Source organism: Bradyrhizobium sp. AZCC 2230 (assembly GCF_036924495.1).
GTDB lineage: Bacteria > Pseudomonadota > Alphaproteobacteria > Rhizobiales > Xanthobacteraceae > Bradyrhizobium > Bradyrhizobium rifense.
Genome location: NZ_JAZHRS010000001.1, coordinates 1,410,601 through 1,425,373, shown reverse-complemented (window position 1 = coordinate 1,425,373; position 14,773 = coordinate 1,410,601). Strand labels below are relative to the sequence as shown.

Below are 14,773 nucleotides of genomic sequence, written 5' to 3'. Positions count from 1 at the left end.
GTTGTACGTACATGGCGCAGTTCTGGCCGCGCAAATCCCGTGGCGATCAGGCTCGGCCAAATTTGCCAGCCGCGCGAGCCTACCACCCCACTCCCGCCCAGCGCCGGCCGAACACCGGCGGCTTGGTCTTCACGGCCGACCAGCCGAAGAAATGATGCTTCCCCGACCAGGAGTGCACCACGCCGCTGCAGATGTTGCATTTGAAGCTACCGGCGTGCGGCTCGGCGTGCTCTTCCCTTGTCGCGGTGTAGTTCATGCTGCAACCGGGGCAGGTGAATTCTTCGATCGTCCAGAGACTGTTGGCCATTGCACCGCAATTCTGTTTGGGACCTCGAGGCCTAGCGTAAGTGCGGGCCTTTGCATCGGCGTAAATCGGCCGGCTGAAATCCGGTTAATCGTCGTTAGCCAAACCGGGCTCCGGCCGCGGATATTGCAGGATGTTCCCGGTGTGCCGGGGGTTCGCCCGGGGGCGGGGCGCGGGTTCCGTCGTCTTGACGCCCGGCTCTTGGCTGGCAATAACCCTAGCCCGCGCAAGTGCCGGAACCCGCGTTGATGTCGCAAGGAAAGCCGTGCCTGTGAAAAGTCTGCGTCAGCTCCTGACGGGCGAGGACGTCATCCAGCTCGTAATCCGCCTCGGCCTGTTGGCGCTGCTGATCCTGTGGACGCTCTACATCATCCGGCCGTTCATCCCGATCCTGGCCTGGAGCGGCGTGCTCGCGGTCGCGTTCTATCCGGCCTTCAGCTGGGTCTCCAAGGTCCTCGGCGGCCGGCCCAAGACCGCGGCTGCGATCCTTACCCTGATCACGCTCGGCATCGTCCTCGGCCCGGCCACATGGCTCGGCGTGAGTGCCGTGGACGGGGGCAGGGAGCTGGCGCATGAGCTCGGCACCGGCGACCTCGCGCTCCAGTCGGCGCCGGAGGCGATCAAATCTTGGCCGGTGATTGGCCCGACGCTGTTCGACCTGTGGGACCAGGCCTACAACAACATCCGCGCGGTGCTGCGCGAGGTCGCGCCCTATCTGCAGCCGCTGGCGGGACCGCTGTTGTCGCTCGCAGGCGATGCCAGTCTCGGCACGCTCCAGTTCCTGGTCTCGGTGTTCGTGGCCGGCTTCCTGTTTCCGCACGGGCCGCGGCTGGTTGCGGCCGGGCGCGGTTTCCTGTCGCGCATCGTGCCGGAGCAGGGCGAGCATTTTCTCGAGCTCGGCGGCGCCACCATTCGCGCCGTGGCGCAAGGCGTGATCGGCGTCGCCATCGTGCAGGCGCTGCTTGCCGGCATCGGCTTCAAGCTCGCAGCCGTGCCGAGCGCGGGCCTGCTCGCCTTCATCGTCCTGCTCCTTTCGATCGTGCAAATCGGCGCCTTCCTGGTGCTGCTGCCTGTCATCATCTGGATATGGACCGCCAAGGACGTCACCACGGCGCTGGTGTTCACCGTGTTTTTCGTCCTTGTCGGCTTCCTCGACACCATGCTGAAGCCGCTCGTGATGGGGCGCGGGCTCAACACGCCGACCATCGTGATCTTCGTCGGCGTGATCGGCGGCACGCTCGCCCACGGCATCGTCGGCCTGTTCATCGGGCCGATCATCCTGTCGGTGGCGTGGGAGATGGCGGCGGCGTGGATCCGGACCGAGGACCGGGCCGCGGCTGCGAAGCCGACTGCGATCCCGCCAGCCGACGAGGTTCGCTAGCGGGGCAGCCCGGTGGGTTGCCGGGACGTTTGCCGGACCTCGCAGGCGTGTGGACAACGATCGGAGCCGACGGTATCCGGGGCGGTCGCCAACTTGTCTAATGAAATAGACAAGTTACCATGGCGCGATTCTATTTTCAGTTGACGACAGTTGTAATGGCGAAGTCTTCCAAGCTGGTGGCCGCCAGGCGCGGCAAGGTTCTGTTGGTCAGGCGACGGTCGGACGGCCTGTGGATGTTCCCTGGCGGCCGAAAGCGCGCGCGCGAGTCCGACAAGGACTGCCTGCGCCGCGAGATCAAGGAGGAATTGCCCAAGCTGAAGCTCGGCCGGATCAGCCTCTGGAAGGAAGTGACGGCCAAGAACAAGCGCTCCGGGCGCAAGATGAGCGATGCGATCTTCATCGCCAAGAACGCCAAGGGGCGCCTGGCGATCGGCGACAAGAAGGAGCTCGACCGCGCCGCCTGGCAGAAGCCGCGCGGGATTCGTCTGACCGCCACCTCGCGCTACATCCGCGATCGCCTGTTTCCGAGGAAGTCGCGGCGGAGCTAGCCGCGCGATGGGATGAGCCTCGACCAGCGCCCCGACGGAGGTGCGTTCCCTCCCCCCTTGTGGGGCCCTTGTGGGGGAGGGTTAGGGAGAGGGGTGGTCCAGGAAACGGTGCCAGTTGTCGATGATGCAGCGAGCGCGAGCGCGACGGAAAGAATCCCCGTGTGGCACCCCCCTCCCTGTCCCTGCCCCACAAGGGGGGAGGGAACGGAGAGAGCGCTGCCGTGGGGCAAACTCGATTCAATCTAAGGCCATTCCGCTTTAGCCGCGCAGGGTGTGACAAATCGTCCGATCATTCCTCGCGACATGTGTGAACCAGTTCACAAACTGCCGCCGAGAGGGCTGCTATAGAGACGTCATTGCTTTACCAAATCCATTTTCTTTGAAACACCCCGGTGCCACACGCACCGGGGTTTTTTGCGTTTGCGGGCGTACCGGATTGCTCAGCCTTGTCCGTCAGTCTTATCTCTCAGCCCTGTCGCCGCAGAAACCCGGTGATCGTGACCTTCTCCCAGATGCCGGCCGCTGCGAACGGATCGGCGTGATTGAAGGCCTCGACCTCGGCGCGGCCGGGCGCCTCGATCAGGAACAGGCTGCCGATCATGGTGGCGCCGTCGTCGGCGACCAGCGGTCCCGACATCACGATCTTGATGCCGAAGCGCGAGGTGTCGCCGAGGAAGGCCTTGTGGGCGTCGTAATTGGCAAGCCGCGTCGGCAGTGCGCCGGTGCGGTCGATGGCATGGATGGCAAACAGCATGATGTCTCCAGTCTTCTTGGGGACGGCTGTGTCGCCAGCCGTCCCATGATGTGATCGGAACCAGGCGCGACTACTTCGCGCCGAGCTTGCCGGCCTCTTCGTAGGTCGGGCAGGTGCGCTGCTCGAGCGGCTGGTCGAAGGGCTGGTAATTGTCCTTGGTGATGACCGTCGGCTTCAGCACGATCTCGGCGATCACAGGCTCGCCGCGCAACGAGCGGATCGCCATCATGGTACCGAGACAGCCCTGGAAAAAGCCGTTGTAATCTCCGCTCGCGAGCAGCTTGCCGGACTTGATGGCGTCGATCGCCTCCTTGGTGCCGTTGATGCCGATCACCTGGGCCTTGCGGTTAGCACCATCGAGTGCCTCGATGGCGCCGACCGCCATGGCGTCGTTGGCGGCGAGCACGCCGTCGATCTGCGCATTCGACTGCATCAGGTTTTCCATCACCTGGAGCGCCTGGAGCCGCTGGTAGTTGCCGGGCTGCGAGGCCAGCAGCTTGGCGCCCGAACTTTCCTTCAGTGCGTCGTTGAAGCCGCGGACGCGATCGACATTGGTCAGCGAGCCCTTGACGCCTTCGATGATGACGATGTTGCCCTTGCCGCCGAGCGTCTTGAGCAGGAAGCGCGCGGTCTCGAGCCCAAGGCTGTAATCGTCGGCGCCGACGAAGGAGAGGAATTTGCCGCCGGCGGAGCGGTCGGTGATGTTGACGACGGGGATTTTGGCGTCGTTGATCTTCTCGACGCCAGGCACCATCGCCTTGTAGTCGACCGGCGTGAACACGATCGCGCTCGGCTTCTTCACCACGACGTCCTCGATCTGGCTGAGCTGTTCGGGGATCGAGTCCGGCTTGGTCGGAATGTACTGCAGCGTCTTGGCGTTCAGGGTCTTGGCCATGTTGTCGGCGCCGACCCGCACCGTCTGGAAGAACGGGTTGGTCTGGTTCTTGGTGAACACGGCAATGGTCTCGCCGTCGGCGCGCGCCTGCGTCGTGAACGCGGCCGCCATCACGAGCGGCAGTGCGAGATAGCCCAGTCTCTGTTTCATGTTCGTCTCCATCCCCATTTTGCTTTGTTGGCTTGCCTAGAAACTCGTTACGTCCGGCGGCGGGTCTTCATGTCGAGCCAGACCGCGAGAATGACGATGATGCCGGTGACCAGCGGCTGCCAATTGGCGCTGACTGACAACAGGTTCATGCCGTTCAGCACCAAGGTCAGGATCAGCGCGCCGATGAAGGTGCCGAACACAGTGCCGACGCCGCCGAACAGCGATGTGCCGCCGATCAGCACGGCCGCGATCGCGGGCAAGGTCAGGCTTTCGCCGATGTCGGCCTCCGCGGAGTTGAGCCGGGACAGGAAGATGATCGAGGCGAGCCCGGCCATGGTGCCGGAGACGGCGTAGACCAGCAGAAGGCGCCGCGTAACGGGAATGCCGGAGAGGCGGGCGGCGACCGGATTGGCGCCGATCGCATAGATTTCCTGGCCCCAGATGGTGCGCTGGGCAAACACGGTTCCGATCCCGAGGAACACCAGCAGCAGGTAGACCGGGATCGGCAGCCCGAACAGATAGCCGCTGCCGATCTGGCGGAAGCCGGCCGGAAAGCCGTGCAGCGTCTCGCCCGCCATGTACCAGTAAGTCAGTCCGTTCAGCACCCAGAGCATGCCGTAGGTGGCGATGAAGGAGGGGATGCGCAGCGCCGTCACCATGATGCCGTTGAGGAGGCCAACGATGCCGCCGCAGGCAAGCCCGGTCAGGATGCCGAGAACAGGCGATCCCGTGGTGTGGATCACCGTCCCGGCGACGCAAGCCGACAGCGCGACATTGGCGCCGACCGAGAGATCGAGTCCTGCGGTGAGCACCACCAGCGTCAGGCCCGAGGCGATGAAGAAGGTGAGGCTCGCCTGGCGCAGCACGTTGAGGATGTTGCCGAGGCTGAGGAAGGAATCGTTCAGCACCGCCAGCACGGCGCAGATCAGGAACACGGCGAGCAGCCGATAGAACAGCTGGATCGCGTCCTGGGACAGGAACGAACGTGGCGGCGACAGGGCCTCCTTGGTGATATCGCTCATGTCCGGCTCCGCAGGCCGTCGAGGAACAGCGCGACGATGACGAGGACGCCGACGCTTGCGACCTGCACCGAAGAGGGCAGCGAGATCAGGTTCAGGCCGTTGCGCAGCACGCCGACGGCGATGACGCCAAGGAGGGTGCCGAGCAACCAGCCATTGCCGCGCTCGAACGAGGTGCCGCCGACCGCGACTGCCGCGATCGCATCGAATTCGAGCCCGAGGCCCGCGGTCGGATGGCCCGAATTCATCCGGGCGGTCATCAAGAGGCCTGCGATGCCGGCCATGGTGCCGCCGATCGCGTAGACCGCGATCAGGAGCTTGTTGGGCGAGAGGCCGGCGTAGCGGAGCGCCTCGCGATTGCCGCCGAGTGCGAACACATAGCTGCCGAAGCGGGTGTGATAGAGCAGGCCGTGAAAGGCGGCGTAAGTCAAAAGCGCGATCACGATCGGCACGGGAATGCCGAGCAAGGTTGCGGAGTAGATGTCGCGGACGCTGTGGGGAATGCCGACCACGCTCTGGCCGTCGGAGACGATCAGCGACAGGCCCTGCGCCATGCCGAGGGTACCGAGCGTGGCGACGAAGGGCGGAATGCCCAGGATCGCGACCAGCCAGCCATTGACGATGCCGAAGGCCGCGCCGACCAGCACGCCGGCACCGAGGCCGAGCAGCATCGACTGAGTTGCGAGCGAGACGATGGCGACGCAGAGCGAGGTCAGCGTCAGCACCGCGCCCATCGAGAGGTCGAGCCCCTCGGTCATGATGATCAGCGTCATCGGCAGCGCCAGCATGGTCAGGATGGTCGACTGCACCAGCACGTTGGAGAGATTGGCCGGCGTGAGGAAGCCGGGTGCGATCGCGCCGAACAGCACGATCAAAGCGCCGAGCACGATGGCGACGCCGGGAATGCGCTGCAGCGGATTGGGTTGAGATACGACCGCGGCCTCACGCATGATGCATCCCCAATCGCACGATGTTCTCCTCAGTCAGCTCGTTGCGTGCCAGATGCCCGGCGACGCGGCCCTCGCGCATCACATAGGCGCGGTCGCAGACATGGCAGATCTCGACCTGCTCGGACGAGATCATCAGGGCGGCTGCGCCTTCGGCGACCAGCCGGTCGATCAGCGCAAAGATCTCGGACTTGGCGCCGACATCGATGCCACGCGTCGGCTCGTCGAAGATGAAGAGCTTTGCGCCGGCCGCCAGCCATTTGCCGATCACGACCTTCTGCTGGTTGCCGCCGGACAAGAGGCCAACGGTCTGGCGCGCGCTTGGCGTGGCGATACGCAGCTGCCGGATCAGGCCGTCGGCGGTGCGCCGGCCGCTGCGCGGATCGAACAGCCCGCTCGGGAACAGCTTTCGCAAGGCCGAGACCACGAGATTATCGCCGACCGAACGCAGCAGCGCGAGCCCCTCGCTCTTGCGGCTCTCCGGGATCAGCGCGATGCCGCGGCGGGCGGCGATATCAGGCTCGCCGGAGATCGGCTTGCCGTCGAACACGATCTCACCCGAGGTGACCTGATCGGCGCCGAAGATCGCGCGCGCGACCTCGCTGCGGCCGGATCCGACCAGGCCGCAGAGGCCGACGATCTCGCCGCGGCGCACCTCGATGTTGATGTCGGAGATTCCGCTCGGCGAGGTCAGTCCCTTGACCTGAAGCAGCAGCTCGCCGGGCTTGTCGGCAAAATTGCGCGGATAAGTCATGTCGACGGTGCGGCCGACCATCATGCGGACCAGCTGGTCGGGCGTGACGTCGGCCGGGCGCACGCCGTCGATGCGGCGGCCGTCGCGCAGCACCGTGATGCGATCGCCGAGCGAAAACACTTCGGCCATGCGGTGTGAGATATAGACGATGGAGACCCCGTCAGCCTTCAGCCGCGCGATCAGCGCGAACAGGAGCTCGGTCTCACGGTCGGACAGCGCGGCGGTCGGTTCGTCCATCACCAGGATGCGCGCATTCTGGCTGATGGCTTTGGCGATCTCGACCATCTGCTGCTGGGCGACGCCGAGCGTGTTGACCACGACGGACGGGTCGATGTCGAAGCCGATCGTGTCGAGCAGGCGCTTGGCATCGGCCAGGATCTTGCGGCGGTCGATGGTGCCGGGAATGCGGCCCTTCGGCTCGCGGCCGAGGAAGATGTTCTGGGCGATGTCGAGATAGGGGACGAGCGAGAACTCCTGGAAGATCACGGCAATGCCGAGTTTTTGCGCGTCCGCGGTGGACGCAATCGTGACCTTCTCGCCTTTGTAGAAGAATTCTCCGGCATCGGCCTGGTAAGCGCCGCAAAGAACCTTCATCAGGCTCGACTTGCCAGCGCCGTTCTCGCCGAGCAGCATGTGGACTTCGCCGGCGTAGAGCGCAAAGGACACGTCGTCCAGCGCCTTGACGCCGGGAAATGTCTTGCTGATGCCGCGCAGCTCGAGCAGTGGCGTTGCGGCAGTCTCGCCAGGAACGATCACGGGCGCGTTCATGGTTGTGCTCCCGCGAAGATCTTGCCGGGGTTCATTAGCCCCTCGGGATCGAGCGCGGTCTTGATCGATCGCATCACGTCGACTGCGTCGCCGAGCTCGTCGGTGAGGTAGCCGATCTTGCCGAGTCCGATGCCATGCTCGCCGGTGCAGGTGCCGTCCATGGCGATGGCGCGGGCGACCATGCGGGCCTGCAGCGCCTTGGCGCCGTCGATCTCCTCGGGCTTTTTGGGATCGACCAGGATCAGCATGTGGAAATTGCCGTCGCCGACATGGCCGACAATGGGCGCGGTGAAGCCGTGTTGGTCGGCGTCCTGGCGGGTGTCGGTCAGGCATTCGGCGAGCCGCGAGATCGGCACGCAGACATCGGTGATGACGGCGCGCGCGCCGGGCCGCAAGCCCGGGCCGGCATAGAGCGTGTTGTCACGGGCGTGCCAGAGCCGGCTGCGGTCCTCCGGCGCCCTGGCCCATTCAAAGCCGCGGCCGCCGTGTTCGGCGGCGATGGCCTGCGCCAGCTCGGCCTGTTCGGCCACGGCGCTCTCCGAGCCGTGGAATTCGAAGAACAGCGTTGGCGCCTCGCGATAGCCGAGCTTTGCGTAGGCATTGATGCCGCGCATCATGACGTCGTCGAGCAGCTCGACGCGGGCGACCGGAATGGCGGCCTGGATGATGCCGATCGCGGTATCGACCGCGTTATGCAGGGTGTCGAAGCTGCACACCGCCGCCGAGATCGCCTGGGGCAGCGGATGCAGTTTCAGCGTGACCTCGGTGATGACGCCAAGCGTGCCTTCGGCGCCGACGAACAGCCGCGTTAGATCATAGCCCGCCGCTGATTTGCGGGCCCGGCGGGCCGTGCGGATCACGCGACCGTCGGCGAGCACCACTTCCAGCGCCATGACGTTGTCCTTCATGGTGCCGTAGCGCACCGCCATGGTGCCCGATGCTCGCGTCGAAGTCATGCCGCCGATCGAGGCATCCGCGCCGGGATCGATCGGGAAGAACAATCCGGTGCTGCGCAGCTCCGCATTGAGCTGCTTGCGGGTGATGCCGGGCTGGACCACGACATTCATGTCGCTGTCGTGGACCGTCAGCACCTTGTTCATCCGTGCGAAGTCGATGCAGACGCCACCTTCGACCGAGGATGCGTTGCCCTCGAGCGAGGTGCCTGCGCCGAACGGCACGATCGGCATATCAGCGCCGGCACAGAGCTTGACGATCTCGACGACTTCCGCAGTCGTCTCGGGATAGACGACGATGTCCGGGGGCAGGGCGCGATAATAGGATTCGCTCTGGCCATGCTGGTCGAGCACGCCGCGCGCGATGGTCGCGCGCGGACCGATCACGCTCTCGAGGCGTTCAGCCAAAGCGGCACTGTTGACCCGCGGTCCCATCGTCTCTCCCTGTTATCCGTCCTTGTCGCGGACTGTTGTCAGTCCGTCGATTCGACGTTCGGCTTATGCCGCCTGCGCGTTGCTTGCGGCCTGCTTCAGGCCGAAATCATAGTTGAGATGGAAGTAAGCGCTGTCCACCATGCGACCATCCGGCGCACGGCCGGCCGGGCGGCGCTCGAAGTCGTGGATCAGGCTGTCCTTGACGCCGAACACGACGTCAGAGTCGAGATATTTGTCGCCGGCCACGAACACATGCGTCACGAGCTGCTCGAAGCCGGGCGCCGAGATCATGAAATGCACATGCGCCGGGCGCCAGGGATGACGCCCCTGCGCCTCCAGCATGTCGCCGACCGGGCCGTCATGCGGGACCGGATAGGCGGCTGGCTTGATCGACCAGAAATGGAAGCGGCCGTTGGCGTCGGTGTGGAAGCGGGCGCGCATCGCGAGATCACCGATCTCGTCGAGCTGCTGCACGTCGTAATAGCCGTCATTGTCGGAATGCCAGACGTCGACCACGGCGCCCACGAGGGGCCGCCCGTCGACGGTCGAGACCGAGCCGGTGACGATCATGGGATCGCCTTCCATGGCGCCGGAGATATCGTCGCCGTTCTGCTTCTCCGGTGCGGCCTGGACGAAGAACGGACCCAACACGGTGGTCTCGGTCGCGCCTTCGGGCACCGGATGGTTGATGGCATCGACCAGCATGGAGACGCCGAGCGTATCCGACAGCAGGATGAACTCCTGGCGCTTGTCGTCGCACATGTGGCCGGTGCGGGTCAGGAAATCGATGCCGTATTCCCATTCCTTCTGGGTCGGCCGGATCTCGCGCACGAAGGCGTGGAGGTGCCGCACCAGGGATTCGCTGACCTGCTTGATGCGGGGATCGCTTGCGCCGGCGATGCGCTCGAGCACGGCATCGGTGATGTTGGTCTCGCTGAAATTACGCACATTCGCCTCCGTCGATCAGAGTTTGGGCTCGTCAAGGCCCGACAAGCGTTCGAGATGCTTCACGGTCGCGATGAAGTCGGTCTCGCCGTTGCCTTGCGCGACCAGCGCGCCGTAGGTCTCGCGCACCTGTGCTGCGAGCTGCAGCGGCACGCCGACGGCATGGCCGGCGCCGAGGATGAGGTCGAGATCCTTGGCCATCTGCTTGCAGGAGAAGCTCGACACGAAGTCACGGGTGCGCAGCGGCGCGGTCTTGTATTTCACCATCGGAGAGGCGACGGCACTCTCGTCCAGCACCTTCAGAATGTCCTGCCAGCCGATGCCGCCCTTGCGCGCCAGCGCCAGGCTCTCGGCCATCATTGCGGCCGAGACCGCGATCATGAGATTGACCGCGAGTTTTGCGTAGCGTGCTTCCTCGCTCGCGCCGAGATAGGTCTGGGCGCGGGTAAAACTCGCAAACAGCGGTTTTGCGTTTTCGAAGGTGTCCTTCGGTCCCGAGACGAAACAGCTCAGCGCGCCTGTGTGCACGATGCTGGCATTGCCGGAGACCGGCGCACGCAGATAGGCGATCCCGCGGGCCTGTGCGGCGGCATCGACTTCGGCGGAGGCCTCGGCGCTGACCGTGCTGGTCTCGATCAGCACCGCCTTCGGCGCCATTGCGCCGATCAGCCCGGTCGGGCCGAGCAACACCGCGCGCAAGGCGGCGTCGTCGGGGAGCGATGTGATGACCACAGGCCGGCCGTTGACGGCTTCAGTGGGCGAGCCCGCGGCAGCAATGCCGTGCTCGCGCGCCTCGCTGAGCCGTGCCGCGCTCTGGTCGAATGCCATGACGCTGTAGCCGGCCTTGGCGACGAGTAGCGACATCGGCAGGCCCATCTTGCCGATGCCGATGAAGGCGACCTGTTTGCTTGTGTCAGTCATTGTTGTTGTCCGTCGGCCGCATCACGCGGCGTGCCCTTGTCGTTCGATATCCCGTACCAGCCTCTGGCCGGAGCGTTCGAGCAGTTCTTTCTTCTGCGCGAGACCGTCGACCAGCAACTGTCCGTTCCGCTTCTTCCAGCGGCCTCCGATCATGACCGCCTCGATATTGGCGAGGCTCGTCTGCATCACCACGGTGGCGACGGGGTCGTGGACCGGAAACAGATTGAGATCGTCGGCATTGATGATCACGAGATCGGCGAGTTTCCCCGGCGTCAACGAGCCGATCTGGTTCTCGCGGCCGAGCATGCGGGCGCCTTCGGTGGTGATCCAGGCCAGCGCCTCGCGCGCCGGGATCGTGGTCGTCGCAGGGATCGTGCCCTCGCTCTTGCGCGACTCTGCATTGTCGAGGGCGCGCTGCATCGACAGCGCGACGCGGGTGGCGGAGAAGAGATCGCCGGCCAGCACGGATTCCAGGTCGATGCCGACGGTGGGTCGGACGCCGCGCTTGAGCAGCCGTCCAGTGATCGGAAAGCCATGGCCCTGGATCATCTCGTTCTCCGGCGTTACCGAGAAGGTGACGCCGAGATCGATCAGCCTTTGCAGGAGATCATCGGGCAAATCGTTGCCGTGGACGATGTTGACGTGGTGGCCGACGAGGCCGGCCTCGATCAGCTTCTCCCAGCCGCCTTGCGTTTTCGCGGGACCACCGCCCTGATGCATCGAGGCGATCAGGCCGAGCTCCCGCGCCAGCCGAAAGTCATGCACGGATACGTCGAGCGTCGAATAATGCGGGCCGAGGATGGCAAGCCCAAGCGTGACCAGGCCGTCGCGGTCGGCGAGGGGGCCGGCGAGCAACCGCTCGACCTCGCGGCGGGGATGCGGCACTTCCGAGAAATGCGGCTCGCCCGGCTTCGGCTCAGGCTTCGGCGAGCCGTGGAAGAAGGCGGCGCGGATGCCGCTCTCGATCAGGCCGCGCACGGCCGCGTCGGTATGGGCCGGCGTCGGGTTGTTGTGGCACCAGTCGACCAGCGTGGTGGCGCCGCAATTGATCTGGTTCAGCGCGCCGACGAGGGTCGCGATATAGATGTCGTCGGGGGCGAACAAGGTCGCGAGCCCGGCATGCATGCGACGGAAATATTCGAGCAGCGTCCAGTTCGCAGCATATCCGCGCAACGCCGTCTGCCAGGTGTGCATATGCGCGTTGATGAGCCCGGGGATGACGATGCGGCCGCGGCCATCGACGATCTCGGCATCAGCCGCGTCGATGCCGGGACGCACCTCGGCGATCCGCCCATTCTCCACCAGCACGTCGCCGGCACGGAGATCGCCGATCGAAGCGTCCATGCTGATGATCGTTGCTGACTGGATGAGGGTGCGCCGCATCTCGCTCACGCCGCCGCTTTGGTTGCGACCGGCGGCTCGCCGGCCCAGGCGCGCGCGATCAGGTCGCGGATGGCGCCCCGTTCGAGCGGACGCGGATTCCAGTAGGCATTGGTGACGGCGAGGTCAGCCGCCTTGTCGATGCCGCTCTCGGGCATGCCGATGTCGCGCAGCGCGACCTTGGCGCCCAATCGCTCGGCAAGATCATAGAGACCCTGCGCTGCATCTGCCGCATCGATCGCACTCGCAATCCGCGTCATCGCCTCGGGCACCGCAGGTGCGTTATAGGCCAGCGCATGCGGCAGCACGATCGTATGCGTCTCGGCATGCGGGAGATCAAACGTGCCGCCGAGCGTGTGGCAGAGCTTGTGATGCAGCGCCATGCCGACGGTGCCGAGGCACACGCCGCACAGCCAGGCGCCATAGAGCGCATCGCTGCGGGCCGCGCGATCGTCGGGCATGGCGGCAATTGCGGGCAGGGCGCGTGCGAGCGCGCGGATGCCTTCCTCCGCCATCAGCGAGGTCACGGGATTGGTGTCGCGCGCATAGAGCGCCTCCACCGCATGCGCGATGGCATTGATGCCGGAGGTCACGGTGAGGCCGACCGGCAGCGTCAGCGTCAGGTCGACGTCGTAGATCACGGTCTCCGGCAGCACGGCGGTGTCGCGCACCGTGGTCTTCAGTCCGTTTTCGGTCTGGCCGAGGATCGGGGTCATTTCCGAGCCGGCATAGGTGGTGGGAATGCAGAGCTGGTTGACGCCGGTGCGCAAGGCGAGCGCCTTGCCCAAGCCGGTTGTCGACCCGCCGCCGAGCGCGACCACGCAGTCGGCATCGCACGCCTTCATCGCCGCGATCGCGCGCTCGGTCACCTCAATGGGCGTGTGCATGGTGGCGCCCGCGAAGATGCCCGCATAGAGCGGGCCTAAAGCCGCGCCGAGCTTGGCGCCCTGCGCTTCCTGCTGCGGGGTCGTCAGCACCAGCGCGCGCTTGCCGCCGAGACGCTCGATCTCGGCCTTGGCCGAAGCAAGCGTTCCGCTGCCGAACACGACGCGGCAGGGCAGATTTTCAAGGGTGAACGAACCGATCATGCGCCGGTCTCTTTGATGGGATAATCGACCTGGAAGCGCCCGATCCGCAAGTCGCCGAGCTCCTCGCGCACCCGCAGATGTTCCGGGTGGGTGGCGTAGGCCTTTAAGGCGCTGCTGTCGGTAAACTCGGAGACGAGGACAACGTCACAGGCGTAATCGACATCGCTGATGTCAGCGCCGACCTCGATATGGGTGAGGCCGTCGATCCGGCCCTTGAGGCCCTCGAACAGGGTTTTGACCTTGGATCTGGCCGCCGACCGCTCCGCAGGCGTCTCCCCGCGCAGCCGCCACATCACGATGTGCTTGATCGGACCCGACATTTCCCAGATTTCCTCGCCTGCATCTTGCTTGTTGGGCCTATCTTGCCTTGCAGAAATCGGAAATAAAGGCCAAAATTCGTAAGTCTCTTTTCCGATATATGCAAAAATGGACCGGCTTCTCCAGCTTGAGGTTTTCGCCAGGACGGCCGAGCTCGGCAGCCTCTCCAAGGCCGCCGACACCTTGCGGATGTCAAACGCCGCGGCGAGCCGGCATCTCAGCGCGCTGGAGGAGCGGCTCGCGGTCCGGCTGATCGAGCGCAACACGCGACGGCAATGGCTGACCGAAGCAGGCCAAGAGCTGCTGCAGCGCTGCAGCACGCTCTTGAACGAGCTTGCGGAGGCCCAGGATGCCGTCAGCGATCGCGCGCTGTCGCCCAAGGGCATGCTGCGCGTCACGAGCTCGCTGTCCTTTGCGATGATCTACATGGCGCCGATGCTACCGGCGTTTCGAAAACTCTATCCGAAGCTCGACGTTCAGATCATCGCCGCCAACCGTTATCCTGACTTCATCGAAGCCGGCATCGATGTTGCGATCCGCACGCGGGAGCAGGAGCCGGATTCCAACATCATCATCCGCCGCATCGGACAGATGCGTCGCGTGCTGGCGGCCGCACCGTCCTATCTCGCAACGCACGGCACCCCTGCGCATCCGCCGATCTCGCGCGCCATGACATGCTGGTCTACAACCTCGCCAACGATCCCTATTCGCTGCGACTGAGCCAGGGCAGCATGACGCAGACCGTCCGCATCGCCCCGACACTCGACAGCAATGATGGCCAGATCATCTGCGGCGCCGCGCGCGCAGGGCTCGGCATCCTGATCCAGCCGCTTTACATCGTGCAGAGCGACATCGCGGCCGGCAAGCTCGTGCCGGTCCTGACCGACTGGGAATTGCCGCTGCTGACGATGAACGTGGCCTACCAGAACCGCGTCCGGCTACCGGCGAAGATCAGGGTGTTTTCGGACTTTCTGGTCGACCACATCCGCGCGCATTCCGACGCCGGGATCTGGATCGAGGCGACGTAAACGGCCGCCCGCGCGTTACTCGGATCGTTCCTGCACCCGTGTCCGTCCGATGGACGATCGCGACCGGGGAGCCGCACGCGGTTCCGGCGGAGCCGAACGCCTGATTGCCGCGGCCTCGTGCTGTTCCTTACGGGCCTTCCGCGCGTTTCGCATCGCGCGCTTGATGAAAGGATGCTGCGAGTCCT

General features: G+C 65.2%; 14 protein-coding genes and 1 pseudogene. 3 read left to right on the top strand and 12 right to left on the bottom strand.

Translation table 11 applies throughout. The annotated features are described in order from the left end of the window. Positions 1–79: 79 nt before the first annotated feature. Positions 80–307, bottom strand: a complete 228-nt coding sequence (locus V1280_RS06840; protein ID WP_334520805.1) for a hypothetical protein — start codon at positions 305–307, stop codon at positions 80–82. Positions 308–569: 262 nt separating this feature from the next. Between V1280_RS06840 and V1280_RS06835 the strand changes: the two genes are divergently transcribed. Then, positions 570–1,685 (top strand): AI-2E family transporter, encoded by a 1,116-nt coding sequence (locus tag V1280_RS06835; protein WP_442895113.1) that lies wholly within the window; start codon positions 570–572, stop codon positions 1,683–1,685. Between the two features lie 155 nt (positions 1,686–1,840). Continuing rightward, positions 1,841–2,233 (top strand): NUDIX hydrolase, encoded by a 393-nt coding sequence (locus tag V1280_RS06830; RefSeq protein WP_334520799.1) that lies wholly within the window; start codon positions 1,841–1,843, stop codon positions 2,231–2,233. Between the two features lie 466 nt (positions 2,234–2,699). Here V1280_RS06830 and V1280_RS06825 read toward each other — a convergent pair whose 3' ends face one another. The 11 genes from V1280_RS06825 to V1280_RS06775 form a co-directional block, all read right to left on the bottom strand. After that, positions 2,700–2,987, bottom strand: a complete 288-nt coding sequence (locus V1280_RS06825; protein ID WP_334520797.1) for a YciI family protein — start codon at positions 2,985–2,987, stop codon at positions 2,700–2,702. A 70-nt stretch (positions 2,988–3,057) separates the two neighbouring features. Next, a complete protein-coding gene (locus tag V1280_RS06820) occupies positions 3,058–4,032 on the bottom strand; it encodes a sugar ABC transporter substrate-binding protein (RefSeq protein ID WP_334520794.1) in 975 nt (324 codons plus the stop codon). Positions 4,033–4,079: 47 nt separating this feature from the next. Continuing rightward, the gene (locus tag V1280_RS06815; RefSeq protein WP_334520791.1) at positions 4,080–5,054 is read right to left on the bottom strand and encodes an ABC transporter permease; all 975 of its coding nucleotides are present in this window, start codon (positions 5,052–5,054) and stop codon (positions 4,080–4,082) included. After that, the gene (locus tag V1280_RS06810; protein ID WP_334520788.1) at positions 5,051–6,001 is read right to left on the bottom strand and encodes an ABC transporter permease; all 951 of its coding nucleotides are present in this window, start codon (positions 5,999–6,001) and stop codon (positions 5,051–5,053) included. Before V1280_RS06810 ends, V1280_RS06815 begins: the two co-directional genes overlap by 4 nt. After that, on the bottom strand, positions 5,994–7,520 hold the full coding sequence (locus V1280_RS06805) for a sugar ABC transporter ATP-binding protein (protein ID WP_334520785.1): 1,527 nt from the start codon (positions 7,518–7,520) through the stop codon (positions 5,994–5,996). Before V1280_RS06805 ends, V1280_RS06810 begins: the two co-directional genes overlap by 8 nt. Continuing rightward, the gene (locus V1280_RS06800; RefSeq protein WP_334520782.1) at positions 7,517–8,908 is read right to left on the bottom strand and encodes an FAD-linked oxidase C-terminal domain-containing protein; all 1,392 of its coding nucleotides are present in this window, start codon (positions 8,906–8,908) and stop codon (positions 7,517–7,519) included. The genes V1280_RS06805 and V1280_RS06800 overlap by 4 nt, the downstream gene beginning before the upstream one ends. Before the next feature lie 63 nt (positions 8,909–8,971). After that, on the bottom strand, positions 8,972–9,856 hold the full coding sequence (locus tag V1280_RS06795) for an intradiol ring-cleavage dioxygenase (protein ID WP_334520779.1): 885 nt from the start codon (positions 9,854–9,856) through the stop codon (positions 8,972–8,974). 15 nt (positions 9,857–9,871) lie between these two features. Then, a complete protein-coding gene (locus V1280_RS06790; RefSeq protein ID WP_334520776.1) occupies positions 9,872–10,774 on the bottom strand; it encodes an NAD(P)-dependent oxidoreductase in 903 nt (300 codons plus the stop codon). A gap of 21 nt (positions 10,775–10,795) precedes the next feature. Beyond that, positions 10,796–12,157, bottom strand: a complete 1,362-nt coding sequence (locus V1280_RS06785; protein WP_334520773.1) for an amidohydrolase family protein — start codon at positions 12,155–12,157, stop codon at positions 10,796–10,798. Between the two features lie 5 nt (positions 12,158–12,162). After that, entirely contained in the window at positions 12,163–13,242 is a 1,080-nt protein-coding gene (locus V1280_RS06780) for a maleylacetate reductase (RefSeq protein ID WP_334520770.1), read from the bottom strand. Further along, positions 13,239–13,562: a Dabb family protein gene (locus V1280_RS06775; RefSeq protein WP_334520767.1), complete on the bottom strand. Its 324-nt coding sequence runs from the start codon at positions 13,560–13,562 to the stop codon at positions 13,239–13,241. Before V1280_RS06775 ends, V1280_RS06780 begins: the two co-directional genes overlap by 4 nt. 106 nt (positions 13,563–13,668) lie before the next feature. On the opposite strand from V1280_RS06775, the pseudogene V1280_RS06770 reads away from it, so the two are divergent. After that, positions 13,669–14,588: pseudogene (locus V1280_RS06770) on the top strand (LysR substrate-binding domain-containing protein). Positions 14,589–14,773 lie beyond the last annotated feature (185 nt).

What these genes read in the sequence shown, in the direction of transcription:
- V1280_RS06815 (WP_334520791.1), bottom strand. Translation starts at nt 5,054, where the DNA reads ATGAGCGATATCACCAAGGAGGCCCTGTCGCCGCCACGTTCGTTCCTG.
- V1280_RS06780 (WP_334520770.1), bottom strand. Translation starts at nt 13,242, where the DNA reads ATGATCGGTTCGTTCACCCTTGAAAATCTGCCCTGCCGCGTCGTGTTC.
- V1280_RS06790 (WP_334520776.1), bottom strand. Translation starts at nt 10,774, where the DNA reads ATGACTGACACAAGCAAACAGGTCGCCTTCATCGGCATCGGCAAGATG.
- V1280_RS06830 (WP_334520799.1), top strand. Translation starts at nt 1,841, where the DNA reads ATGGCGAAGTCTTCCAAGCTGGTGGCCGCCAGGCGCGGCAAGGTTCTG.
- V1280_RS06785 (WP_334520773.1), bottom strand. Translation starts at nt 12,157, where the DNA reads ATGCGGCGCACCCTCATCCAGTCAGCAACGATCATCAGCATGGACGCT.
- V1280_RS06820 (WP_334520794.1), bottom strand. Translation starts at nt 4,032, where the DNA reads ATGAAACAGAGACTGGGCTATCTCGCACTGCCGCTCGTGATGGCGGCC.
- V1280_RS06805 (WP_334520785.1), bottom strand. Translation starts at nt 7,520, where the DNA reads ATGAACGCGCCCGTGATCGTTCCTGGCGAGACTGCCGCAACGCCACTG.
- V1280_RS06825 (WP_334520797.1), bottom strand. Translation starts at nt 2,987, where the DNA reads ATGCTGTTTGCCATCCATGCCATCGACCGCACCGGCGCACTGCCGACG.
- V1280_RS06810 (WP_334520788.1), bottom strand. Translation starts at nt 6,001, where the DNA reads ATGCGTGAGGCCGCGGTCGTATCTCAACCCAATCCGCTGCAGCGCATT.
- V1280_RS06800 (WP_334520782.1), bottom strand. Translation starts at nt 8,908, where the DNA reads ATGGGACCGCGGGTCAACAGTGCCGCTTTGGCTGAACGCCTCGAGAGC.
- V1280_RS06775 (WP_334520767.1), bottom strand. Translation starts at nt 13,562, where the DNA reads ATGTCGGGTCCGATCAAGCACATCGTGATGTGGCGGCTGCGCGGGGAG.
- V1280_RS06840 (WP_334520805.1), bottom strand. Translation starts at nt 307, where the DNA reads ATGGCCAACAGTCTCTGGACGATCGAAGAATTCACCTGCCCCGGTTGC.